Genomic DNA, 23,828 nt, shown 5'->3' with positions numbered 1-23,828 from the left:
CAAGTTCATTACCTGGCCAGGTTGGCAATAGTTTGGCGCGATCGCCTAGCCTGCCAAGCCAACCCTGCCAACAGGCCACCATATACCGCAAATGACACCCCAATAATGCCACCTATCGATAAGCCACTCATCTTCAACACCAGGAAGACTCCCAGCATGATGGCCGTCAGCAATAGCGGTCGTCGCACAATTCGTCCGTATCGCACAGGAAAAAATCGGTAGCAAACGGCATAAACATACTGGCTACATCCCACAATTCGGGTGAGCAACACGGTTGCCGCTGCTCCGATCAAGCCAAACTGAGAAACCAGCACCACCCCGGCGATCGCCGACACAAGCGTAGTGACCAGCACCTCGCGCATATTAATCCGCTCAAACTGGTTGGCCACCAGCAAGTAGCTCAGGGGACGATTGAGGCAGGATGCCAACAGCCCCAGCGATACGATCATGAGCGGCACCGTCGCCGCCTGAAAATCGTCCTGTTGGTATACCAATGCCAGCACATCTTCTCCAAACAGGATCAGGCCAACAATTAGCGGCATGGCCCCAAAGTTGAGCGCCTCGATCACCCGCTCGACCAATAGGCGCTGGCGCGACAGCCGCATCGCAACCGTTTTGGTCATGCTTGGAAATACGCCCACGGTCAAGCTGTTGGATAAAATGTCGAACGGTTGCATGAGCTGAATGATGGCTCCATATAGCCCCACCACAAACTCTCCACCCAGCACCGACAGAATCAGCATTTGCAGTCGCGAATTCACCACTGACACTCCCTCAATGGCAATAAAGGTGCGTACCGACTGCACCGCCGATCGCATAAATGCGCGATCGAGCTTCCAATTTGGTACGAGCGATCGCCCAATAATTGCCCACTCCACCAGCAAAATCACCGCTTCTGACCCGACAAAAATCGCCGCAACGGACAGTACATCTCCCCCCCGCTGCATCGCCCAAATCATAATCAGCACTCGCCCGATATACACGGGTACTGTGCTGGCCGTAATCAGGTACATTTTCTCGCGAGCAAGGAAGATCGATTCTGTAATGTTGGAAAGAGAAAAAGGAAACAGGGCCAGTCCCATGACCAGGCATATCCAGGTCGTTTGTGGCTGGTAAGGCAGCACCACCACCAGCACCACCAAAATGCTGTAGGCGATCGCACTAAACAGCAGTTGCAAAATGGTTCCGCTGACCAAGTAGGTAGGCGTTGCTTCGGGATGGCGCGATAGCTCACGGGTAAACAGAACCTTAAGCCCTTCGGAGGCCAAACTCATAAAGACGAAATAGAAGCTAAACGCCAACAGGTATTGCCCCAGCTCAAATGCTCCCAACAATCGCCCAATCGCTGCACTCATCACAAAGGTGGTGATACTCTGCGTCAGCCGGGTGACCAGTATTGAAAAAGAGTTGCTGAGTAATCGACGTTCAAGCATCACATTCCCGCACGTGAAAGTCGTGCGATAACAGTAGGGCGATCGCCTCGGGTTTGCCCAAACCAGAGGTCGCAAGCACAAAAAAATGTCATCCAGTCTGTAAACCTAAGACGGCTATTGATTGGTTAACCGAGTTTCATTCGCCAGTTTGTCGCCTTCCATGTAGTACTTCCAGCGGCGAGCCAAAATGCTGTTCAACTGCGACGCAAAGTGAATCACAAAGTAGGGATTTTGCATCAGTGCGATCGCCGCATGCAGGAACCGTTTTTGCTTCAATGGTTCGACCACGCGGTAATAGGAACGGTTTCGCTCAAAGACCTTGAGGCTGTGGGCAAGGGAGCGAGACAGGGCCTGATTCTGCCGCACCATCCCCATCTGCAAAAAGCTACGAGCCGCTCGACAGCAACCATTCAGCCGTTCTACCTTGCTTTGGTGCACCAGCGAATTTGGCCGCAGCCGATAGTAATAGTATGGGTTGGGCGCCAAATAATACTGGGCACCAGAAACTAAACACTTGAGGTAGAACCAAAAGTCTTGCCCCATGCGTAATGCAGGATCATACCGGATGCCGTGATCTTGCAAAAATTGACGCCGAATCAACGGCTTGCTAAAGCCTAAATGCAATCCTTTTTGCCCATACACATCCGTTTCTACAAATCGAATTGCATCAATGCGCTGGACTTCATGGATGGTGTGCCCGCTTTGTCCTAGCAGTGTTCCGCGCGGTTTGGCCTCGCCATCCTGCACGTAAAAAATATCATCTGCCACCATGTCGGCATGGGCAGTTTGGGGCAGCTTCAGCAGCGCTTCTAGCCGATTTGGCGCGTACCAATCGTCCGAATCTAGTACGGCAATCCAGGTTCCTTTTGCCTTTTGCAATGCTCGATTACGCGTTGCAGCGGCTCCCAGGTTGTGTTCGTTGACAAAGACTTGAATCCGGCGATCGCGAAAGCTACATGCCACTGCCACCGTATGGTCAGTTGAGGCATCATCTACCACAATCAGCTCAATGTCTTCCAGAGTTTGGCTTAAAACAGACTCAATTGCCCGCCCAATATACTGCTCGGTATTGTAGGCGGGCATAATGACCGACACCTGTGGAGACATGAATGCACCTCAACGTTTCATCTCGCCTTTTAGCCGCAGAGTGAAGAACTCGCGTCTTCTCAAGTTTTGGATAATGTGCATTGCCCAAACCCAGGACTAGATCAAACAGGACGGATCAAACACAATGCGCACTTCATCCATTGACCCAAGATTCAACTCCTGGCGATCGCTCATCATGAAAACACACACATTCTACGATGCAGCATAGAGTGGCTTCCATCCTAAAGAAACCGATGCTGAGTCTGTAGCTCCACATAGAAGGCTTCACAGAAGCTTGTCATCTCCGTAGAACTGCGCGGGTCTTTATCAAGTTTCTATAAAGCTAGGGCATAACCAAAAAGCTGAGTTGAGCGCATGCTTTCAACTCAGCAAACGTTGTGGATTCCAGCAAGCTCCAAACAGGCAATCGCACCCTGGTGAACAGAGGCGCGATCGCATCGTTTAACGCGAAACCGAAACCGACTTTGGTACAAATTTTTCGCGCAGGCTGGCATAAGCGTCTAGCAACTTCGGGGCTTGATGCTTCCACTCCAACATCGTTTTCATCCGTCGTTGCCCTTCTTGCCCCATAGAGGTGCGCAATTCCTCCGACGCTAATAGCTCCAGGATCTTTTCAGCAAACTCCACCACATCATTGGGCTGGGCGTATAGGGATGCATTCTCCGCCGAACGACGACCCTCTCGAAGATCAAACTGTACCATTGGCTTCCCAAGCGCCATGTATTCTAAAATCTTGTTCATCGTACAGTTTTCGTTATATGCGGATGAGGGGGAAGGCTCAACACAGATATCGCTACTGGTCAACCGCTCTAGTAGCTCATCGCCTGAGCGAAATCCTGTGAACTCTACAAAGTCATCAACCTCAAGTTGCTGCGAGAGCTGAATCATTTTATCGAGCGCAGGCCCGCCACCAACTAGCATGAACTGAATATCGGTTCGCCCTTTATCAAACACAATGTAGCGAATTGCCTCTAGCAGGTAGTCAATTCCTTCGGGCTCGCCCATAATGCCAACATAGCCCACCAAATAGGTTCGACCTTTGCGATGAGCTGCATTGGGTGGAACGGGGTAAAACCGGGCTAAGTCGGGCGCGCTCCGCACAATATGCACCTGCTCTAGGTGCTTACCGCCCCGTTGCATGGCAATTTCTCGATGAGATTCGTTCGTGGCAATCACCAAATCTGCCGTTTTGAAGGTCAACCACTCGACAAGCCGCAACCCATAATAAAAAATGTCTTTGCGGTTGTATTTGGCGATGTACATTTCGGGAGCGAGGTCATGGTGGTCAAAAATGACTTTAGCTTTGTGAAACAGCTTGAACCAAAGGGCCGAAATAAAGAGCAAGTCAGGCGGGTTGCAGATATGAACAATATCAAAGCCTCGCTCTTTCCAGACGCGATGGGTTAATTTCAACTCCCAATACACGGCTGTACCGTATTCCAACAGGTAGCCTGCAACCGAACTGATGTCGGGTGAAATGGGATGGCGATAGATGTGAATGCCTTCTATGACTTCATAATCCTGGTCATAGCCTTTACCTTTTGGGCAAATAACGGTTACTTCGTATCCAGCATCGCGCAGAGTTAGCGACTCCATCCACACTCGCCGGTCAAATGGAACAGGCAAGTTCTCGACGATGATCAACACACTGGATAGGCTCATAACAATTTCCGCTCACTTTGGTTAGTAGTTTTCTAGTGCTCAGCTGGTGGTTGTCAAGTTGAGTTGGTTTTGGATGACACAGGGCGATCGCCAAATTGGGCAATTCAGCCGAGTAACGCCAGGCTGAAGTAGATCAAGCGGAAGCAGAATCAGCATGAGACTTAACACCGCTTGAAGATGAGAAAATCTCAAGGCTTCGCTCAACCTAGCCTTAAGCCCGAAACAACTGAGCCCGAAACTCAGACGGATGACAGACTTTTAAACAAGTTGGCCAAGACAGTATATTCCACACACCTGCCCTAGTCCTTAAAGAGTTCATCAACTCGCTCAATTTTGAGGACAATCGGATGTACAAATTACGTGATCTCACTTAACAAACGAATTTTCAGATCACAAACCGAGTTTTCAGGAAGTTTTGGCGAAAAGTCGGCATATCTTGATGAATGATTAATCTCTGATCAGAGACATACAACAAAGAGCGTGCTTTTGCATAGCGAGCCTAGCCGTATTGGCGCAAAAAACTTGCCGCGAACATATGTACTGGGCGATAAAGATACCCATAAACCCACCAAGCTGGTGAACTCACCTTGGATTTACAGACGCCATCCTATCCGAATCTTGTGCCTGAATTGGCAAACAACCCCCTTTAGAGAGAAATGCCTCATCAGAGTAAACAAGGTGTTCCTCAATACTTAACACTCGGAAACATTCTTGTAAGTTCTTATCAATACTATTGCCTAAATTAAATCGTCCTAGTTACAAATAGCACTTGAAAAACCAGGTTTCTGTCGCTTTGGTGAACGATAAACCTGGAGATTCGCTATTGATGTCTCTTTATCTAAATGGAGGTGAAGGAAGCCATAAGCAGCGATCGCCATCATTAACTTGCATTTTGTAATTTAGTGAACGTTTTAAAGTCCGTTTCAGGAGGGTGAGAAGGGCTTGGCAAATCACAGGAACTGTAGACAATTGCCAAACCTTAATGTCGTGTTAATCAAACTCAAAAGCTTCTACATCTAGGGTTTGTCGTGCAGTTTTTACTAAGCTAAGCGCTGCAAATAGTGATTACTGCCGAAGTTCGCCCAACGTAGAAAAACCGTAACCCGAGCAAGTTTGAAAAAAGATGTGTAGGTTTAGGGGTGTTAGTAATGTCAATCGGCAAGAGATCAGCTATGATGTCAGCGAAGTAACGTTCGGTTAACTAAAAGGAAGCGTTCAATCCGTGCTATTGCACAACTGCAACCTCATACCGAATGGCCCCCCGCTTGATTAAGTTTGGAGTTCGTCGTGACTATTTATGTTGGCAACCTGTCTTTTCAGGCGACAGAAGAAGATCTGCGCGAAGTCTTTGCCGAATATGGTGAAGTAGTTCGGGTTAGCCTTCCTACAGATCGCGAAACGGGTAAGAAGCGCGGCTTCGCGTTCGTAGAAATGAAGGATGAGCCGAGTGAAGACAAAGCAATTGAGGATCTGGATGGCGCTGAATGGATGGGACGTGAGATTCGGGTAAACAAAGCAAAACCGCGTGAAGCTGGCGGTGGTAGTCGCCCAGTTCGCAAGGTTGAGAATCTCTCATAACCCCGCATTCCCAACCAGCATTTTGGGTTTTATTGCATCATTTTGTCTGACTATCTCAGCTGCTCTCAGCAATTCGCTGTTTAGAGCGATGGTTCGCTGCCCATAGTCGTATCTTTTACGGCTAACTGTCATTTGCAGCTAATCGATATCTGCGGCTAATCGTCATCGCTGCATGAGCATTCAGACGGTTGGATTGATGCGCAAATGGCTTGTGTTCATTTCCCAGAGCATTTCGCTCTTTTTGTAGGGGAGCTAAGTTTAGCTCTCCTTCTTTGCATGAAACTTTTCAGGTTGGATTCTGCAAGGCTGGCACACTGGGGACAAAATGCTAAAGGGTTTTTTAACGCTGGGGGATGCGATCGCCACAGTCTACCCATACTTTTCTATCCATTTTTCCTAAACCAAAGGTTGAACGGTCAGCTATCCCCGTTCAGCCCGGTGTTGTATTCAGCTAGATTGGCGCTACCCTGTGAGCAGCACGGTTGAGCGATTTCCGTGTTTGCCGCTGTTTCTCAGCATCTATCGCGCTCAACGCGCGAATGAATGATTGTGGTTTTTGAGACCTTTTACTGGTTCAAAAGAGTTCTCAACAATCCTTGTCGTAACCAACCTGACGATCGCCATATGTCACAGTTGCGTTTGTTGCAAATTATGTTGGGCGTGCTGCTGGGGCTAGCCCTGCTGCTATGGCTGATAACAACCCTGGCTGGGCTTTACAGCACTTTAGCGACCATCTCGACCGTACTCGCCAATGTGATGATCAGCGCAATTTTGGTGCTGATTGTGGGACTGTTGGTGGCCGTAGGGTATTACGGGTATCAATTTCTGCGGCCTCAGCAGGAACGGTTTGTTCCTCGGGCTCCTGAGGCCAAAGGAGATGCTGCCGTCGAGAATTTGAGAGCGGTCGAACAACAGCTCAACCAAGTCCAGGATGAAATTGAACGGCAGGCCCTGGAGGAGCGATCGCGCGAAATTCAGGATTACCTGGCCCGAGGCGAGTTGCGCCTAGTCGTCTTTGGCACCGGATCAGCTGGCAAAACCTCGCTGGTAAACGCCATGCTGGGTGAAATTGCCGGGGCTACCGGGGCTGCCATGGGCACCACCACCCGTGCAACAACCTACAAGCTGCGGTTGCGAGGCGTTGAGCGTGAAATTTGGCTAACAGATACTCCAGGAATTTTGGAAGCTGGGATCATCGGCACCGAGCGCGAGCAAGGGGCTCGCAAACTGGCGACCGAGGCAGATTTGATTTTGTTTGTGGTGGATAACGACCTGCGCAAGTCGGAATATGATCCCCTCAAAACGCTAGCCCAAATCGGCAAACGCTCCATTCTCGTTTTCAATAAGACAGACCTGTATCCCAATGAAGATGTGGACGCCATTCTGCATCACTTGCGGGAGCGGGTGCAGGGCTTTATTGCCCCAGTTGATGTGATTGCGGTGTCGACCAATCCCCAAGCGATCCTGCTGGAAAGTGGCGATCGCTTTCAATCTCAGCCCGAAATTTTGCCATTAATGCGACGCATTGCCGATATTTTACGCACCGAAGGCGAAGACCTGATTGCCGACAATATTTTGCTGCAATCGCAACGGTTGGGAGAAGAAGCACGGCAAATTTTGGCAACCCAACGCCGCAGACAGGCTGATCAGATCGTCGATCGCTATCAGTGGATTAGTGCTGGAGTCGTTTCGGTGACTCCTCTCCCCATGGTGGATTTGTTAGCAACGGTTGCCGTACATGCCCAAATGGTGATCGAGATTGGCAAGGTCTACGGCTGCGATATTAATATAGAGCGTGGCAAAGAACTTGCGGTTTCGCTCGCCAAAACCTTAGTCAGTTTGGGAATTGTGCGCGGAGCCTTGGAGTTGCTCACGCTAGCCCTGCAAACAAATGTTGGCACATTTGTTATTGGTCGAGCCATTCATGGAGCAACGGCAGCCTATCTAACCCGCATTGCCGGAAAGAGCTTTATTGAATACTTTCGGCGGAACCAAACTTGGGGCGATGGCGGCATGACCGATGTGGTGCAGGAGCAGTTCCAGCTCAATCGCCGCGACGAGTTTATTAAGATCTTTGCCAAAGAGGCAATCGCCCGTGTGGTTGATCCTCTCAAAGCCCAAATGAGCGATCGCGAACAGGCTTAGCGCTACTCCAGGAAAATGGGTGGGCCGATAGTGTTGAGCCCACCCTAGTCACAGTTCATTCATCTCAGGCAGATTTCGGCAACCTGTCCAAGTCATCCATCATCACGATCCCATGAGATTAGCGGCCCGTCGCGCCACCCGATCCCACACATGGCCCTCCGACCAATGGGCAGGTTGACGTACCCGCTCTGGCAAGTGCAGCGGATGTTGCAACCGTTGACAGCACCAACACAGTAGCAGCAGCAAGCATTAGGCGTTTCATGGAGTTTCTCCTTAAAGTTGTAAACAGGTGAGCCAGCAGCAGACTTGAGGTTGTGTCTTGCTTGTCTGGCGTAATCGTTATCTTGCGGCGGTGCGCTGAAGCCAGCCTGATAACCACCTGAGAAACCCCTAAAACTTTGCCAGGAAAACTGAGAACCGCCCCTCACCGTTTGGTAGAATCAAATGCTTGGCACATTTAGTGAAGACTTGCTGCAACGGAGATAACCCTATGGCTCGGATGTATTATGACGCGGATGCAAATTTAGACTTGTTGGCCGGAAAGACAGTCGCCATCATTGGCTACGGCTCTCAAGGGCATGCCCACGCCCTCAACCTAAAAGACAGTGGCGTGAACGTGATTGTGGGACTGTATCCGGGTAGCAAATCAGCCGCGAAAGCCGAGGCCGCAGGGCTGACCGTTAAGTCAGTTGCTGATGCATCTGCTGCTGCCGATTTCATCATGATTTTGCTGCCCGACGAAGTGATGAAAACGGTTTATGCCAATGAGATTGCTGCAAACTTGAGCGAGGGCAAGGTTCTGGCATTTGCCCACGGTTTCAACATCCACTTTGCTCAAATCGTGCCTCCAGCCAATGTAGACGTGGTGATGATTGCACCCAAGGGCCCTGGTCATTTGGTGCGCCGTACCTACGAGCAAGGTGAAGGAGTACCTGCGCTGTTTGCCGTGTATCAAAATGCTTCAGGTCAAGCACGCGATCGCGCTATGGCTTATGCAAAAGGCATTGGTGGCACTCGCGCCGGTATTTTGGAAACCACCTTCCGCGAAGAAACCGAAACTGACCTGTTTGGTGAGCAGGTGGTGCTGTGCGGCGGTTTGTCGGCGCTGATCAAAGCTGGTTTTGAAACCCTGGTCGATGCAGGCTACCAGCCCGAGCTGGCGTACTTTGAGTGCTTGCACGAAGTGAAGCTGATTGTCGACCTGATCGTAGAAGGTGGATTGGCCACCATGCGCGACAGCATCTCCAACACTGCAGAGTATGGCGACCTTACCCGTGGTCCCCGCATTATTACCGACGAAACCCGCAAGGAAATGAAGAAGATCCTATCTGAAATTCAGAGCGGTCAGTTTGCACGGGAGTTTGTGCTGGAGAATATGTCGGGCAAGGCTGGCTTTACCGCGATGCGTCGTCGCGAGGCCGAGCACCCCATTGAGGAAGTGGGTAAGGATCTGCGCGCCATGTTTAGCTGGCTGAAGAAAGCCTAGTCCCACGCCTTGACCTGTGCGATCGCCAACTTTGAGCATGTCACCCAGCCAAGGTTCCGATCGCACGGATGAGCTCGTCTGGGATCGAAGGCACACCTCAGATATCAGCCTGAAGGCGTTTCACCGCAGCTCTGCAAATCAAGCGCAGCAACACAAACAGCGAGGAGTTGGCGATCGCCTTGGGGGCTAGCACAATCCTCGCTGTTGACATGGAGAAGAAATCATGAATAAACCGTGGGCGTAGGTTTTACAAAATGAGCAGCGCCAACGCACCGATCGCCCCAAAACTCAGAAATACCGCAAAAATGGACTCACAGGTTTCTTCAAATTTGCTACGAGGCGTGGGTTCTACAGCGTGAACTGTTGCGATCGCTCGAGTGCGCCGAGTGGGCTCCGCAGAATGCGACAGCTCGTAGAGTTCCTCTTCAATTTCAAAAATACGACGTTGCAGCGCTCGTTTTTCAGTCTTTAATACCTCATGCTTCGATACATCATGAGTTGAGAGTTCGCTGCCAGAGTGCTGAATGCTATATCCCATAGCGATATCACCTTGTAGAAATGAAATTCCTTACTTTCAAGTTACTGAACCTGGAGCCCAGAGAGAACTAGCTGTAACCAACTGAAAAGCAGCTTAAAATCCGTTAACGAGGCATTCCACCCATGGATAGATGAAACCCAATCATCACGTCACTGGGTCAATCTAGACGCGGGTTGTCAGTCAAAACTGCACTTGCCAATTCAGGGTAAAATCATGTCTGCTTTAAGAAGATGGCGACTCACCAGCCGTCACCCGCTTACAAAGGATTGATGTTATGCCAAAGGCCTGTGTCATTGGTTTGGGGCGATCGGGAATTGCCGCTGCACGCTTGCTCACGCAACAGGGTTGGGCCGTCACCGTTAGCGATTCTGGCACGTCAGAGGCGTTGCAAGCCTTGCGCCAAACCCTCGAAGCAGACGGCATTCAGGTCAAACTGGGCGATCGCTTTCAGCCAACCGCCGACCTTCAGCGCATTGTCGTGAGTCCTGGGGTACGGTGGGATTTGCCAGCCCTGGTACACGCCCGCGACATGGGCATTGAAACCGTGGGAGAAATGGGGCTCGCGTGGGATGCGATGACCCACATTCCCTGGGTTGGCATTACCGGCACCAACGGCAAAACTACCACCACAGCCCTGATTGAAGCAATTTTCAAAACGGCGGGCCTCCATGCTCCGGCCTGTGGCAACATTGGCTATGCCGCCTGCGAGGTCGCCCTTAGCACCCTCAACGTTCCGGCTAATGAGCAGCCTGACTGGATCATCGCGGAAGTGAGCAGCTACCAAGTTGAGTCTTCGCCCCAATTGGCTCCGCGCATTGGCCTGTGGACGACCTTTACGCCCGATCACCTGGCACGGCACTACACCCTGGAAAACTACCACGCCATCAAAGCGCACCTGTTGCAGCAGTCACACCATGCCATCTTCAACGGGGATGATCCCTACTTACGCAGTCAGGCGACCCGGTGGCCACAAGCCCATTGGACGAGTGTGGAAGGCAAACGCCAATTACTGGGCGCTCCCGATGACGGAGCCTATGTAGAAGATGGGTGGGCAATCGCCCTAGGAGACCCCATTGTACCCGTTGGTGCACTCAAGATGGTGGGTACACACAACCATCAAAACCTACTGATGGCGGTATTGGCGGCCCGGTTAGCCGGAATTGAACCCAGGGCGATCGCGCGCGCGGTTGAAGAGTTTCCTGGAGTCGCCCATCGGTTGGAGCTGGTACAGACCTGGCAGGGCATTCGCTTTATTAACGACAGCAAGGCAACAAACTATGATGCGGCCCAGGTGGGCCTTGCCTCGGTGGAAGCTCCGGCCATTCTCATTGCTGGAGGCGAAGCCAAAGAAGGAGACGACACCGCGTGGCTCAACACCATTCAGCAAAAGGCTGCCGCTGTTTTACTGATTGGCAACGCGGCTGAGCAGTTTGCCCAGCGGCTTCAGGCCATTGGCTATACTCAGTATGAAATTGTGGAAACGATGGATCGCGCCGTTGCCCGAGGAGCCGAGCTTGCCCAAACTACCCAAGCAACCTGCGTTTTGCTGTCGCCAGCCTGTGCCAGCTTCGACCAATACACCAGCTTTGAGCATCGGGGCGATGATTTTCGCCAATGTTGCCACCGTCACCTTTCGGATACCCGCCACTGACCGCACCAAAAGGCGATCGCCCGCCCACCTCAAGACTGATCTACCATAAAGAAGCGTGACACAGTCAGGCCAACGACTTGTACAGCTACACTACATCACTACAAACCTATGGTGCTTTTTGGATTTGGTAAAAAAACCGCGATGCCGTCACCTGAAGATGCGCTGCCGGGTCGCACCGAAGTCATGCCTGTCACCAATCGCCATTTCATCAACGGCAACCCAATTCAGCCTCCATTCCCCAGTGGAATGCAGGTTGCGATGTTTGGGTTAGGCTGTTTTTGGGGTGCCGAGCGCAAGTTTTGGCAGCAAGAAGGAGTATATACAACGGCAGTCGGATACGCTGCTGGCCATACTCCCAACCCTACTTATCACGAAGTTTGCACCGGGCAAACTGGCCACAACGAGGTGGTTCTGGTTGTCTTTGATCCTGCCGTGGTCAGCTACGAAACCTTGCTTAAGGTCTTTTGGGAAAGCCACAACCCCACGCAGGGAATGCGCCAGGGCAACGATGTGGGTACCCAGTACCGATCGGGTATTTATGTTTACAACGATGAGCAGCGAACTCTAGCCGAAGCCTCGCGCGATCGCTATCAAGCATCCCTTCAGGAAGCAGGCTACCCCGCCATCACCACCGAAATCTTGGATGCGCCAGAGTTTTACTATGCTGAAGATTACCATCAGCAGTACTTGGGCAAAAATCCGGGTGGATACTGCGGTTTGGGTGGAACCAAAGTTTGCTACCAGCCCGCAGCCAATTCCGTTGCTTCAAACTAGGCAACTTGGCGCAATGTAAACGCCCAAATCATCAGCAAAATTGTTCAGAGTCCCCTGGTTTGCACTCATTGTGCGTCAATCAGGGGACTTTTTGTAGGCATCCTTTGCGATTCATGCAACTTCTGGCATGAAAAGTTGCGGATAGCGGCTCACCACTTTCATGTTGAAAAAATTTAGGACTTATATCAATTCTCTATAGTCAGGTTACAGATCCTGTCGCCCGCGAATGAATTGCGGGCTAGGAAAGAAAGTCCACTCAAGTGGACTGCCCTCTACGGTCTTCTACCTCAATTGCATTGGCAGCAATGCTGGATGGCGCGATCGCTTCTGCGGTTACAGTATGTTGAGTAGATGCCTGTGCAGCCGTGCCGATGCGGGTGAGTCTACTTGAGTGGACTTCCTTGGGGTAGCCCGCAATTCATTCGCGGGGCGAGCGAAGGCTGAGACCAGCAGGTGCAGTCGTAGTCCTAACGGTTCCACGTCTGTAGCTTGAATTTGAGGAGTTGATATTACGCACTTCATCCGAAAAACTAGGGATTGAATGATGTTTGGGGCGCTTCGCACCCCAAACATCATTCAACTGCGTAAGTCCTGAAATTATCAGTTTTGGTTAAAGCGTTGTCTCAGGGTTGTGCGGCGCGAAATCCCTAAACAAGGCCGTTTTTGGCGGCGCGTTGCGCTCCCCAAATGGGCACCTTGGCTGATCCAGAGCTGACGTTCACAACATCGGCTTCAGGTAGCCGATGTTTAAGGGAAACCGTTTAAGGGAAAACCGTGGCAATGTTAATAGTTTGCCACGGTTGCGCGTGTTTATCGGAACGGATGGAGTAATCAGACGCACCTATCTGGACATTGTCCGTAGGCTGAGCCCACGGACAATGATGTGGCCTTCGCACTCTGTACGAGATGCATCGGTTCGATTTAGGCAGGCTTTTTGAGGTTGGCAGCTGCAAAATTGCGAGCCGCGATTTCAACACAGCTTTCCAGTGCATTGTTGAGCTGCTGATTCAACCCAGTCATCATGGCGCGCACCATATTTTCTAGCACCGCAGGTGGAATCTTTTCTTCCTGCAAATACTTGGGATCGGTGCCCCATTTCAAAATTTTAAGTAGGGTTTCGGGAGGCACATGCTGGAATGATGTGGTGGCGATCGCCGTTACCGCATCTCCTACTGCTTGCTTAATCCCCTGTTCTGGCAAGTTTGGATCATTCACCGCAGCCGCAACCGCAGCCAACTGCTCAAACAACGTATCAAAACAGAAGGGCGTCAGGTACGACATGATCATCTGCCCCTTAGGATCGTAAACCTTGTTCAGGACTTCGGCTGCATTGATCAACGTATTCAGTTCCGATGGGTTGGTCCAGTCCACCTGCCCTCGAAATAGAGGTTCCTCATATCCTGGCAGCACCCCCTGAAAGTAAATGCACAGGTCTTTGCCAGACTGCATAATCTTGTGCAGCGCCACTTCCAAGGTTTCAGTAGGCCAGCCCAAATTGCGACACAGCACAAACTTCAGCCGATCTTGCTCAGCAAATATCAACGCATTAAGCAGCAGATGGATAGCCTCGCCAATGTTTTGACCCACAATGTATCGATTGGGCGCATGGACATTCACGGGACGGCTCAACCCAATTTTGGTGTCGTACTGCTCACAAAAAGAGCTGTTGTTCAGCATGTGGGTAAAGCGCACCATGGCATAGGTCACCTTGCCGTGCTGCGCGGCATAGGCAAACTGCCATTCCGACAGTTTCTTGGAGGCTGCATACACTTCGCCAGTGCAGTAGCGCGAGGCCTTGCCCGTCGAGGAAAAAATACAGGCTTCTACATCGTGCTGCTCACAAAGCCGAATAATATTCCGAGTTCCAAAAACGTTGCTTGTCACCGTTTCTTTAATCTGAATTTCGGCAAGGCCGGGCAATCGCTGAGCTGCCAGGTGGAAAACGATGTCGGGCTTCTCTTGGTCAAAAATGTCGGACAGCGATCGCTCATCACGCAGGTCGGCAGCATAGTGGGCGATCGCCACTTCTCCCTGCATCGACTCGACTGGAGTCAACGCAGAATCCACCTCACCACAGCGAGCTTTATCGACCGAGGCAACGCGCACCGCACCCAGCGTTGCGATTCGCTCAATCAAGTGCCGACCAACATAGCCCTCACCACCAGTAACGAGCACTCGCTTGCCTGTCAATCGAGTTTGAACTTCGGTTTCATATAGGTGAATATTTCGGGTCCAGGCATCATCAAACGGATCGCCTTGTAGGCCACCATCTGCCTGGTATGCGCGAATTAATCTTTGGGTTAAATCTTTGAGTTTATCTAAAATGGCAGGGTCAGTTGGCTCTGGAGAACCGGGGGGCACCAGTTGCTGCATCTCGGCAATCAAGGCGGATTTCCGTTCAACACGACATGAGCCATCTGTAGCCATGGTCTCAGCACCCGATGATCCGGAATCCGAGTATTGACTTGGAGACGAGAGGGATTGCATCTGCATAATGTCAAAGCCTGCATAAAACGAAAGTTATGGGTGTAGTCAGTTCGCGAATTGACTAATTCGAGCGACAAGCAAGCCAAGGTGTACCAAACCAGGTGATTTTGAAAGTGCACTAAGCCAAAAACACTCAGTGAAACTCTGAAACTCTATCTCTGCCGCCAGCAGCCTAAAACAGCGATCGAAATGCATGGCTCTCAACCATGCAGAAGCTTCGACCTGAGAAGTTGACAAGGCACTAGTCCCTTCTCACGAAACCCATCCACAGTTGAGTGTTTCTGCGGTTCTCAGTACCTTGCTGTTAAGCAACGGTTGCAGAGCATTGTGAACTAGGTGAATCTTACATAAACCGCTGTGGCAGAGAAGCAGAAAGTTTCCGTATTATTACTCTCTTGATTGAAAGGGCAATTTCTTAAAGCTTTAATGAACCAAAAGCGATGGTAGAGCAGGCGATATAAATTACTTAACGTTTGTTGTGCAATCTCTAGCCGAGCGCCTTGGTGAATCACAGCAGGCAGAGGTCGTTGAGACGGTATTCAACCATTCAAACCCTTGCCACTCGCTTGTTTCTGCACGCGACCAATTTGGCTCAGCGACCTATCATTCATGCTGAAAGAAATTGTTGCGATCGCACGGCCTTCTAACATCCTAATGTGTTGTTCTATACATTCCAGTTTTTAGCCTGACTCGATTCGCCAACCAACTCCGCATTCAAATGGCTGAAAGCCTAGCTATAAAGGCCATTGGGCGATCGCAACCGCCTTCAACTCATCACCGACCCAAGGAAACTGCCTCACCTGATCCGTAACTTTACTCAGGTAGTTAGCAAATTTTGGATGAAAAGTCTGCGTAATTCTCGCCACCACTCCTGATAGCTCTTTGAGGTTACAAGACGGGATGCTTTGAGACCGCCCCCAACCTCAAATTTCATCAAAAAAAGCCTCTCAGGAGAAAAATCTTATGTCTATTCTTGTAAACGGAACTATTTTCAACGACACCATTAATAACGCTACCCACAACCTCACGGGCAACGACACAGTCTATGGCTTTAGTGGCAATGACTACATTGATGGCTGGACCGGCAACGACAAGTTGTATGGCGGCTTTGGCAACGACAGCATTTTAGGCTGGAGCGGCAATGACTCCATCTTCGGTGGCGATGGGAACGACACGCTAAAAGGCGAAAGCGGCAACGACTCCATCTTCGGTGGCAATGGTAACGACAGCCTAGATGGCGGCAGCGGCAACGACTTTTTGTATGGCGAAGCTGGCAATGACACCCTAATCGGTGGCCTTGGAAATGACTATATGAATGGAGGTATTGGCAACGACAGCATGAACGGTGGCGCTGGCGCTGACTCCCTTTACGGTGGCGCTGGCAACGACAGCATGAACGGTGGCGACGATAACGATTACATGAGCGGTGGCGATGACAACGACACCGTTTACGGCGGCAACGGTAACGATACCCTCGACGGATGGAATGGAAACGACAAGGTCTACGGCGAAGCTGGCAATGACCTCCTGTACGGCTACAACGGCAATGACACCCTAAATGGCGGTGCAGGCAACGATACCGCCTACGGCGAAGCTGGCGATGACTTGCTTGACGGTTGGTTGGGCGATGACAAGCTGTACGGTGGCGCTGGCAACGACAGCATGTTGGGTTGGAGCGGCAACGATACCCTGTACGGCGGCGCTGGCAACGATACCCTCAACGGCGAAGGCGACAACGACCAAATCTTTGGTGATGCAGGCAACGACCTGATGTACGGTGGCAGCGGCCTTGATACCTTGAAAGGGGGCGACGGCAACGATACCGCCTATGGCGGCTTGGGCAATGATTCCCTAGAAGGCAATCTTGGTAATGACAAGCTGTACGGCGATGGTGGCAACGACAAACTCTACGGTGGTGATGGCAACGACACCCTAGATGGAGGGTTAGACAACGACACGCTGTATGGTGAAGCGGGCAACGACTCTATGCTGGGTGGCGCTGGCAATGACTATATGAACGGTGGTCTTGACAATGACATCCTGTATGGCGGTGATGGCAATGACACCTTAGACGGTGGACTGGGCAACGATACTGTTTATGGCGACGCTGGCAATGACCTGATGTATGGCTGGTCGGGCAATGACTATATGAGCGGTGGGCTAGGCAACGACACTCTGTACGGCGAAGCCGGCAACGATACGCTAGATGGCTTGGGTGGCGATGACCTGGCGTTTGGTGGTAGCGGCAACGATACTCTGTACGGCTTCAGCGGCAATGACACGCTATACGGTCAGGCCGACAACGATGTGCTGTACGGTGAATCTGGCAATGACAAGCTGTTTGGTGGTAGCGGTAATGACACACTATTTGGTGGTAGTGGTAATGATACAGTGAGCGGCGGCCTTGGAAATGATGAGGTGCAGGGCTTTGGGTTTGGCACCAGCGAGTACGACACGATGACGGGTAGTGGCGGAGCCGACACATTTGTGTTGGGCAGCACGACTCAAAGCTTCTACCAGGGATTTGGGTATGCGGTGATTACCGACTTTAACTGGAGTGAAGGCGACAAGATCAAGGTGCAAGGCCCGATCGCCGATTACGCCGTCAACTTCATTCTGCAAACGAGTGGTAAGTACAATGCTGAGATTCTCAAGGCTGGCGATTTGGTAGCGATCGCCCAGAACTTGAACACTCAAAGCAGCCTCATTCCCTCTGCGGACTTTATTGTGGCTTAGGTGCGATCGCCAATGTGCATAGGCACGAACGGTTAACTGTTTTGATTTGATCACACCAACTTGATGTGGACTGGCTCCAGAACCCAAACGTTCTGGAGCCTTTTTGAAAACCTCAGAAAAGCCCATTTTTGCGTGCGCGTTGCGCACGCAAAAATGGGCACTTCAGCTTATCCATAACTCACGTTTTTGAAAGCATAGATTTCCTGCCTGGAATGGCAAATTGGAGAGCTGTAGACCAATGCAGGCTGCAACCAGCGATTTGTACAAGGCTTTCATCCAGTTGCGCAGACGGGATAGGGAGCCGACTGGATGAGATTTATTTCGCGGCCGAGTGTGCAGCGGCAAATAGTGCCACTTGGTTCGGTTCAGGCTGATGCAGACAGGCTTTGATGAGAGTGTTGAGCTTCTGTGGGAAACAGCCCGTGGTTTTGAAGTGACGCTAAGCTATTGAGCAGACGCGATCGCGCTGCATATGGCCCTATCCATCGCGTCCCCTTCAGGCTTTCCTATTCGCTCTACATCTCATTCGTCTCAAATTTGACCTCATTCGACCTCATTTGAATATGCCTCGATCGACTCCTAAGGTTCAGCCGCCGCTTGAGTTTATTCCGCCCGACTTCAATCCGCTCATGTGGCGCATCACTCGCCTGCTATTGCCCTATCGCATGCGCTGGGGGAGCCAAGTCGCCGGAGTAGAAGTCGAGCAGGGCGATCGTCTGGTTCAGCTCTATCAACAATTCCAGGAAGGTAAGGTGCGATTCCTCATGGCATTTCGCCATCCCAGCGCAGCCGACCCCGAATGCATGTTTTGGCTGCTGGCTTACGAAACCTGGCGGCGATCGCGCCAACTCGGTATCCCACTACAAGGCCCCATCCACTCCCACTTCATTTACGACCGGGGCATTCCCCTATGGGCAGGCCAGTACCTTGGCTGGCTCTATTCCAAACTGGGCGGCGTACCCATTAAGCGTGGTCGAGTGGATACCCAAAGTCTGCGCACCATTCGCAACCTCATGGCAAATGCCCCCATGCCCATGGCCGCCGCCCCCGAAGGAGCCACCAATGGCCACAACGAGCTGGTGAGTCCCATTGAACCAGGCATTGCTCAGTTTGGCTTTTGGTGTTGGGAAGACTTGCAAAAAGCCGGACGCGACGAAACCGTGCTCATCGTACCCATTGGGTTGCAATACCGCTTTGTTACCTCGCCATGGAGCACGCTGGAACTGCTACTCAGCAATTTGGAGCGCGAAAGCGGCATGGCCACCAGCAGCGACCCCACCCCTCCGCTCATGCTTCAGGATGGAGTAGACCCCACCGCCGAACAGCAGTTCCTGCTATACCAGCGGTTGCTGCGGCTAGGCGAACGACTGCTGAGCCTAATGGAGCAGTTTTACACCAAGTTTTATCACCGGGCATTGATACCGCTTTCTTCGGTGGCCAAAGCCAGCGAGGCTGAGTCAAGCGCTGCGGCCAGTCCCAACGACGTGCTGGCGACCCGTCTGCAAACCTTGCTCAACACCGCCTTAACCGTTGCAGAAGAGTCGTTTGGCCTAGTTCCCAAAGGCAACTTGACCGATCGCTGCCGCCGATTGGAACAAGCCGCATGGGATTGCATCTTTCGAGAAGATATTAAACAGCCAGAGACCTTGCCCCCTGTGGAGTTGGGGTTGGCAAACCGTATTGCCGAAGAAGCCGATCTGCGCATTTGGCATATGCGCGTCGTGGAAACCTTTGTGAGCGTAACGGGCTACTACGTCAAGGAAAAACCAACCGCAGAGCGCTTTGCCGAAACGCTGCTACTAGTGTGGGATGTGGTTACCCGGCTGAAAGGCGAGGTGCCATTTCCCTATCCCAAACTGGGGATGCGGCGGGCCTATATCACCATTGGAGAACCCATCTCCATTGACGATCGCGCCCCTGAGTACAAAGCCAACCGCAAACAGGCTGTAACAACGCTAACTCAAGATTTGCAGACCGCATTGGAAGCGATGATTCATCGATAGTTGGCAACCTTCCACGGGGCGATCGCGCCTTGGGCAACAAAACTTAACGCTGCAAGTGCCCAGAAACCTTTGCCAGATGCCCCTTTCACCCCATAATGGGGTTACTTCTTTTTACATGGGCATTGCGAAGTCTTGCAGCAGAGTCATTCTGCACTTCGAGGTCTGGTGTTTTGCCAGGTTTGAAGATGTCAGTTCATTGCAGTGCATCATATTCATTCATTAAGGAAGAGTACTCATGGTTCAACGCGGTTCAAAGGTCAGAATCCTTCGCAAAGAATCTTATTGGTTTCAAGATGTAGGAACCGTCGCATCGGTTGATCAAAGCGGTATTAAATATCCCGTTATTGTCCGTTTTGACAAAGTTAACTATGCTGGCGTTAATACAAACAACTTTGCACTCAATGAAGTCGTAGAAGTTGGTGCTCCCCCGAAGGCAGCAGCAAAGCCCGCTCCCAAAGCGGCTGAGGGCTAAGCCTGAGTGAGCAAGAGTTCTAACACTTAAGTAACCCTTAAGTTAAAACTCAATTCATAAACAAATTCTTGAAAGAACCAGGGCTTGGAGGCTTAACTCCACACAGCCCTGGCTTTTTTTTGTTCTTGAGTTGGGATTATTGCGTGGTGCAGGGTGCATGTTGCCACTTCCACACTGCATCACCTCATTGATCACTAATGCGAAGGCACTAATTGCGAAGGCACTAATTGCGAAGGCACTAATTGCGAAAGCTGGGAATCCCAACCAATTTTTGGGCTACGACTCGCCTTTGGGTGGGAGGGGTTTTCCCCACAGGGTTTGCGATTGGTCTAGCTCGGGCGGAAATTCGCCCGTGTTGACCTGTTCGCGCAGGGTGGCAGTATCGCCCCAGGCAATCAGTTCCAAGTAGGTGCGGCCTGTTCCTAAGCTATGGCCCTGTTCGTCAAATACTTCCAACCAACCATCATCACCATCGGTGTCTACATGCACCACGTAAACCCAATCATTCTGAATGCGGAGGGTGGCGATCGCCACGGATCCCCAATCCTGATCCATGACATGTTCGGCGTAGTAACGATAGGCATCGCACACGGATTGCGGCAGCGCATGAGCCTCAGTCATCATATCGGCCAGCGACTGTCGCTGGTTCAAAAATGAGTGGCTAGGCGCCGGATCGCGCTGCTCGATATAGGCTTGATAGTGCTCTCGCCAGTAGGCTTTGAGATCTTGGGCGAGGTAGGCATGTACAGCGTCGGGGGAGAGTGCCATAAGATGAGCAATGGAATCAATCGCAAGTTGGGTCGGCCAGAAGCCAATGTGCCGATTGTATCAGGCCGATGATGGACGCTTGTGCATCCCGCTGTTTGCGATGCAAGACATGACTCAGCAGATGGAGTGAACGATGCCTCAGGTGAGTATGACCGAATTGGTTGACGCTGCAAAACAGGGCGATCGCCTCATTAGCTTTCCGACCGATACGGTGCCCGCGCTGGCCGCTAATCCCCACCGGGCCGATCTCATTTTTGCGGCCAAGCAACGTCCCGAAACCAAGCCGTTGATCTTGATGGGAGCTTGCGCAGCCGACCTATGGCCCTATGTCCAAGGCACCGAGGCCGAACTTGCCGCATGGCAAACCATAGCCCAACGCTACTGGCCGGGAGCGCTCACCCTGGTACTGCCTGCGAGCGATCGCATTCCCACAGCAATGAATCCGCTCAATCCCACCAGTATTGGCATTCGGGTGCCCAATCGCGCGATCGCCCAGGCCGTATTGGCCCAAACTGGCCCGTTGGCAACCACCAGCGTCAACCAAACGGGTGCCCCACCCTTGCTCACCCTGGCCGAAATCAATGCCGAGTTCCCTGGTGTGCTCACGCTGTCCTCCGCAGAAATTGAGGAGATCGAGCGATCGCGCACCACACCCCAATCACCAACCGGAGTTCCATCCACCGTTGCGCAATGGAGCCAGGGCACATGGCACATTCTTCGGCAAGGTGCCGTTGTGCTGGAGAACACACCCGTCGATCGCGAACCCTAAGCCCCACCGCTCCAGAAGCCAGATGGGATTCCATATCCGCCATCGGGGAGATTCAACTTCGTCCTCACGAAGCACAAATGCGCAAAGCAATTACGCTACGCTGTAAACAAGCGTTTATTGCGTGATTTAACCGATTGTGCTGCAACGGTTTGTAACATTAAGCCTTATCCATCTGCGTGATCCTCATTACCTTGTGGTCAAGTTTGCAGCGCCTATGATTTGGTTAACGCTCCGGTAGCCACAAGCCATTGCCATGAAATCTTCCAAGACGAAACAACGCCAAAGTGAAGTTTTAGCAACTCAGCCGCTGGCAGAAAGCACGTTGGGAGAGTTTGCTCAGCATGTGATTCATGAGCAATATCGCCACATGGCGAAGCAGGAAAAAGGCGTTTTGGCCGACAAAGATGCTGAGCATTTGCACCAAATGCGGGTGGGCAGTCGACGGTTAGCCACGGCACTTCAGGTATTTGATGCCGCAATCGACCTACCCAAAGCGGCGCAGCTCAAGTCGGTACGCAAGCTCACCAAAGTGTTGGGCAATCTGCGAGATCTGGATGTGCAAATTCAGTCTTTGCAAGAGGATTACTATCCCCAACTCCACGCCAAAGAGCAGAAGCAATTGGCCGAGGCGATCGCCATCTTAAAGAAAAAGCGCCACAAAGCCTTTGCCAACACCCAAACCACTTTGAAAGAGCCGCTGTATCAAGATCTCAAAGCAGCTTACAAACATTGGATTGCCGAACCCAAGCTAACGGCGATCGCCCAACTGCCCGTCAAAGCAGTGTTACCAGACATGCTGAGTCCCTTGCTATCAACCTTGCTGCTGCATCCAGCCTGGCTCATCCCCACTTGCGACGTAACCGATGTTACAGTAGATAGCCTGCACAATCTACGCAAAGTTTGCAAATACGTGCGATATCAGGCCGAGTTTTTTGTGCCCTTTTACGGCGGTCCCTTCAAAGAGTGGATCAGTGAGGTGAAAGTGATCCAAGACCGCTTAGGTGAACTACAAGATTTATACGTTATGCTCGATCTCATCGCTGAACTCTTTCCCAAAGGAGAAGAGATCAACCAACTCAGGCACCTTGCTCAAGATACCAAGGCCAGTATTTTGACGAATTGGGATCAGACTCGTCAGCACTATTTAGATCCCAAAACTCGCTACCAGTTACACCACCTTTTACTCGCTCCACTCGAATAGTCGCTGCACGCTCTGGGGCGATCGTTCCTCGGCTAGAAACTAGCTTTGAAGCCTAGTTCTATTCAAAAATTACAGCGCACCTAAAGGCCAAAATGCATCGAGACTGAAACAAATCAGCAACATTTCAGCGAATGAATTTGGAGATGCGATTGGAGATAAGATTGGAAATTTCTTGCTTTTCATGGAGCGATCGCCCCATGAAACAGTCAAGATACAAAAATACAAGTGAGCGTTGATTATGAGTAGCCAGCCACAATTCAACGTAAAACTCTCGATTGGATGTAGCCTACGAAGCGAGCGACACACAATTAAAATCTAGTTTTGAGTGAGGGCGAAGTACTTAAACCTGAGTGAAGCCTAAATCATTAAATCTCAAAACACTCAAAGTTCAAATACACGAAAGCTTGAATACACGAAAGCCAAAACACGATTGAAGAGACGTGTGGCTTCTCAAAAATGATCGATACAAGGTATCAAAACTCAGGGATGGATGGTGCAAACTCAACACGGGAGAATCCATCACATTGGTAACGGGTTGATGTTGATTGAGGAACCAAGGGGCGGTTTGAAAGCTCTGAGCTCTGTAAATCGTCAGCCTACCGAACGACGGAAAGCTCATCCACAGGAACTAGTTGCCCCTTGCTAATGGAGCGCAACAGCCGATCAACCGCACGGCGCTCATCTTCCGACAACGATTCATCCAAAATGGCAGCCATGAGAGCATAGCGATCAGCCAGAGAGAGTTTGCCAGATGCGCTGGCCTGGGCAAATAATTCTGCGATCGCACCGGGAATGAGGTGAATTTGCATAGTGACGTGACCAAAGAACATGACGATTTCAGGAACTTGCATTGAGTGACGTACCGGCGCTTCAGGAACTCGTTTCATACTCTTATCATCCAGGTTGTACCGGCATTTGCGAGTGATTAAGACCGGCCTTTAAACGTGATTCTTTCTTTAAAATTGAGTGATACAGCCGACTGTTCTGCGTGACCACGCCTGAGCAATTGCGTGACGAG

At 51.3% G+C, this 23,828-nt stretch carries 18 protein-coding genes; 10 read left to right on the top strand and 8 right to left on the bottom strand.

From position 1 onward, the window contains the following. Positions 1-8: 8 nt before the first annotated feature. The 3 genes from ACQ4M4_RS20575 to ACQ4M4_RS20565 form a co-directional block, all read right to left on the bottom strand. Positions 9-1,433 carry an oligosaccharide flippase family protein gene (locus tag ACQ4M4_RS20575; RefSeq protein WP_430686337.1) on the bottom strand — a complete coding sequence of 475 codons (1,425 nt, stop codon included), beginning with the start codon at positions 1,431-1,433 and terminating at the stop codon, positions 9-11. A gap of 114 nt (positions 1,434-1,547) precedes the next feature. Further along, complete coding sequence (locus ACQ4M4_RS20570; RefSeq protein ID WP_430686336.1) at positions 1,548-2,540, bottom strand: glycosyltransferase family 2 protein; 993 nt, start codon at positions 2,538-2,540, stop codon at positions 1,548-1,550. Positions 2,541-2,981: 441 nt separating this feature from the next. Then, on the bottom strand, positions 2,982-4,202 hold the full coding sequence (locus tag ACQ4M4_RS20565) for a glycosyltransferase family 4 protein (RefSeq protein ID WP_430686335.1): 1,221 nt from the start codon (positions 4,200-4,202) through the stop codon (positions 2,982-2,984). 1,287 nt (positions 4,203-5,489) lie between these two features. On the opposite strand from ACQ4M4_RS20565, the gene ACQ4M4_RS20560 reads away from it, so the two are divergent. Next, positions 5,490-5,780 (top strand): RNA recognition motif domain-containing protein, encoded by a 291-nt coding sequence (locus ACQ4M4_RS20560; RefSeq protein WP_430686334.1) that lies wholly within the window; start codon positions 5,490-5,492, stop codon positions 5,778-5,780. Between the two features lie 624 nt (positions 5,781-6,404). Further along, positions 6,405-7,925 carry a YcjF family protein gene (locus ACQ4M4_RS20555; protein ID WP_430686333.1) on the top strand — a complete coding sequence of 507 codons (1,521 nt, stop codon included), beginning with the start codon at positions 6,405-6,407 and terminating at the stop codon, positions 7,923-7,925. Positions 7,926-8,043: 118 nt separating this feature from the next. On the opposite strand, the gene ACQ4M4_RS20550 is transcribed toward ACQ4M4_RS20555, so the two are convergent. Further along, a complete protein-coding gene (locus ACQ4M4_RS20550; protein WP_430686332.1) occupies positions 8,044-8,187 on the bottom strand; it encodes a hypothetical protein in 144 nt (47 codons plus the stop codon). Between the two features lie 228 nt (positions 8,188-8,415). On the opposite strand from ACQ4M4_RS20550, the gene ilvC reads away from it, so the two are divergent. Next, a complete protein-coding gene (ilvC, locus tag ACQ4M4_RS20545) occupies positions 8,416-9,411 on the top strand; it encodes a ketol-acid reductoisomerase (protein WP_430686331.1) in 996 nt (331 codons plus the stop codon). A 247-nt stretch (positions 9,412-9,658) separates the two neighbouring features. On the opposite strand, the gene ACQ4M4_RS20540 is transcribed toward ilvC, so the two are convergent. Next, positions 9,659-9,949: a hypothetical protein gene (locus tag ACQ4M4_RS20540; RefSeq protein ID WP_430686330.1), complete on the bottom strand. Its 291-nt coding sequence runs from the start codon at positions 9,947-9,949 to the stop codon at positions 9,659-9,661. A 274-nt stretch (positions 9,950-10,223) separates the two neighbouring features. On the opposite strand from ACQ4M4_RS20540, the gene murD reads away from it, so the two are divergent. Both murD and msrA read left to right on the top strand, forming a co-directional pair. Continuing rightward, positions 10,224-11,600 (top strand): UDP-N-acetylmuramoyl-L-alanine--D-glutamate ligase, encoded by a 1,377-nt coding sequence (murD, locus tag ACQ4M4_RS20535; protein WP_430686329.1) that lies wholly within the window; start codon positions 10,224-10,226, stop codon positions 11,598-11,600. A gap of 108 nt (positions 11,601-11,708) precedes the next feature. After that, positions 11,709-12,374, top strand: coding sequence for a peptide-methionine (S)-S-oxide reductase MsrA (gene msrA / locus ACQ4M4_RS20530; RefSeq protein ID WP_430686328.1), 666 nt, complete (start codon positions 11,709-11,711; stop codon positions 12,372-12,374). A 921-nt stretch (positions 12,375-13,295) separates the two neighbouring features. On the opposite strand, the gene ACQ4M4_RS20525 is transcribed toward msrA, so the two are convergent. Beyond that, complete coding sequence (locus ACQ4M4_RS20525) at positions 13,296-14,801, bottom strand: polysaccharide biosynthesis protein (RefSeq protein ID WP_430686327.1); 1,506 nt, start codon at positions 14,799-14,801, stop codon at positions 13,296-13,298. A 1,023-nt stretch (positions 14,802-15,824) separates the two neighbouring features. Here ACQ4M4_RS20525 and ACQ4M4_RS20520 point away from each other — a divergent pair. From ACQ4M4_RS20520 to ACQ4M4_RS20510, 3 genes are all read left to right on the top strand, one after another. Continuing rightward, positions 15,825-17,597: a calcium-binding protein gene (locus ACQ4M4_RS20520; RefSeq protein ID WP_430686326.1), complete on the top strand. Its 1,773-nt coding sequence runs from the start codon at positions 15,825-15,827 to the stop codon at positions 17,595-17,597. Positions 17,598-18,160: 563 nt separating this feature from the next. Then, on the top strand, positions 18,161-19,600 hold the full coding sequence (locus ACQ4M4_RS20515) for a 1-acyl-sn-glycerol-3-phosphate acyltransferase (protein ID WP_430686325.1): 1,440 nt from the start codon (positions 18,161-18,163) through the stop codon (positions 19,598-19,600). A 235-nt stretch (positions 19,601-19,835) separates the two neighbouring features. After that, the gene (locus ACQ4M4_RS20510) at positions 19,836-20,072 is read left to right on the top strand and encodes a photosystem I reaction center subunit IV (protein WP_430686324.1); all 237 of its coding nucleotides are present in this window, start codon (positions 19,836-19,838) and stop codon (positions 20,070-20,072) included. 276 nt (positions 20,073-20,348) lie between these two features. On the opposite strand, the gene ACQ4M4_RS20505 is transcribed toward ACQ4M4_RS20510, so the two are convergent. Beyond that, positions 20,349-20,840 carry a hypothetical protein gene (locus tag ACQ4M4_RS20505; protein WP_430686323.1) on the bottom strand — a complete coding sequence of 164 codons (492 nt, stop codon included), beginning with the start codon at positions 20,838-20,840 and terminating at the stop codon, positions 20,349-20,351. Positions 20,841-20,973: 133 nt separating this feature from the next. On the opposite strand from ACQ4M4_RS20505, the gene ACQ4M4_RS20500 reads away from it, so the two are divergent. Both ACQ4M4_RS20500 and ACQ4M4_RS20495 read left to right on the top strand, forming a co-directional pair. After that, a complete protein-coding gene (locus tag ACQ4M4_RS20500; RefSeq protein ID WP_430686322.1) occupies positions 20,974-21,609 on the top strand; it encodes an L-threonylcarbamoyladenylate synthase in 636 nt (211 codons plus the stop codon). Positions 21,610-21,862: 253 nt separating this feature from the next. Further along, on the top strand, positions 21,863-22,810 hold the full coding sequence (locus ACQ4M4_RS20495; protein WP_430686321.1) for a CHAD domain-containing protein: 948 nt from the start codon (positions 21,863-21,865) through the stop codon (positions 22,808-22,810). 596 nt (positions 22,811-23,406) lie between these two features. Here ACQ4M4_RS20495 and ACQ4M4_RS20490 read toward each other — a convergent pair. Further along, the gene (locus ACQ4M4_RS20490) at positions 23,407-23,697 is read right to left on the bottom strand and encodes a hypothetical protein (RefSeq protein WP_430686320.1); all 291 of its coding nucleotides are present in this window, start codon (positions 23,695-23,697) and stop codon (positions 23,407-23,409) included. Positions 23,698-23,828 lie beyond the last annotated feature (131 nt).

This window comes from Leptolyngbya sp. AN02str (genome assembly GCF_050565595.1).
In the GTDB taxonomy this organism is placed as follows: Bacteria; Cyanobacteriota; Cyanobacteriia; order Elainellales; family Elainellaceae; genus Kaiparowitsia.
The sequence above is the reverse complement of the archived record's forward strand: the minus strand, read 5'-3'. Positions and strand labels throughout refer to the sequence as shown.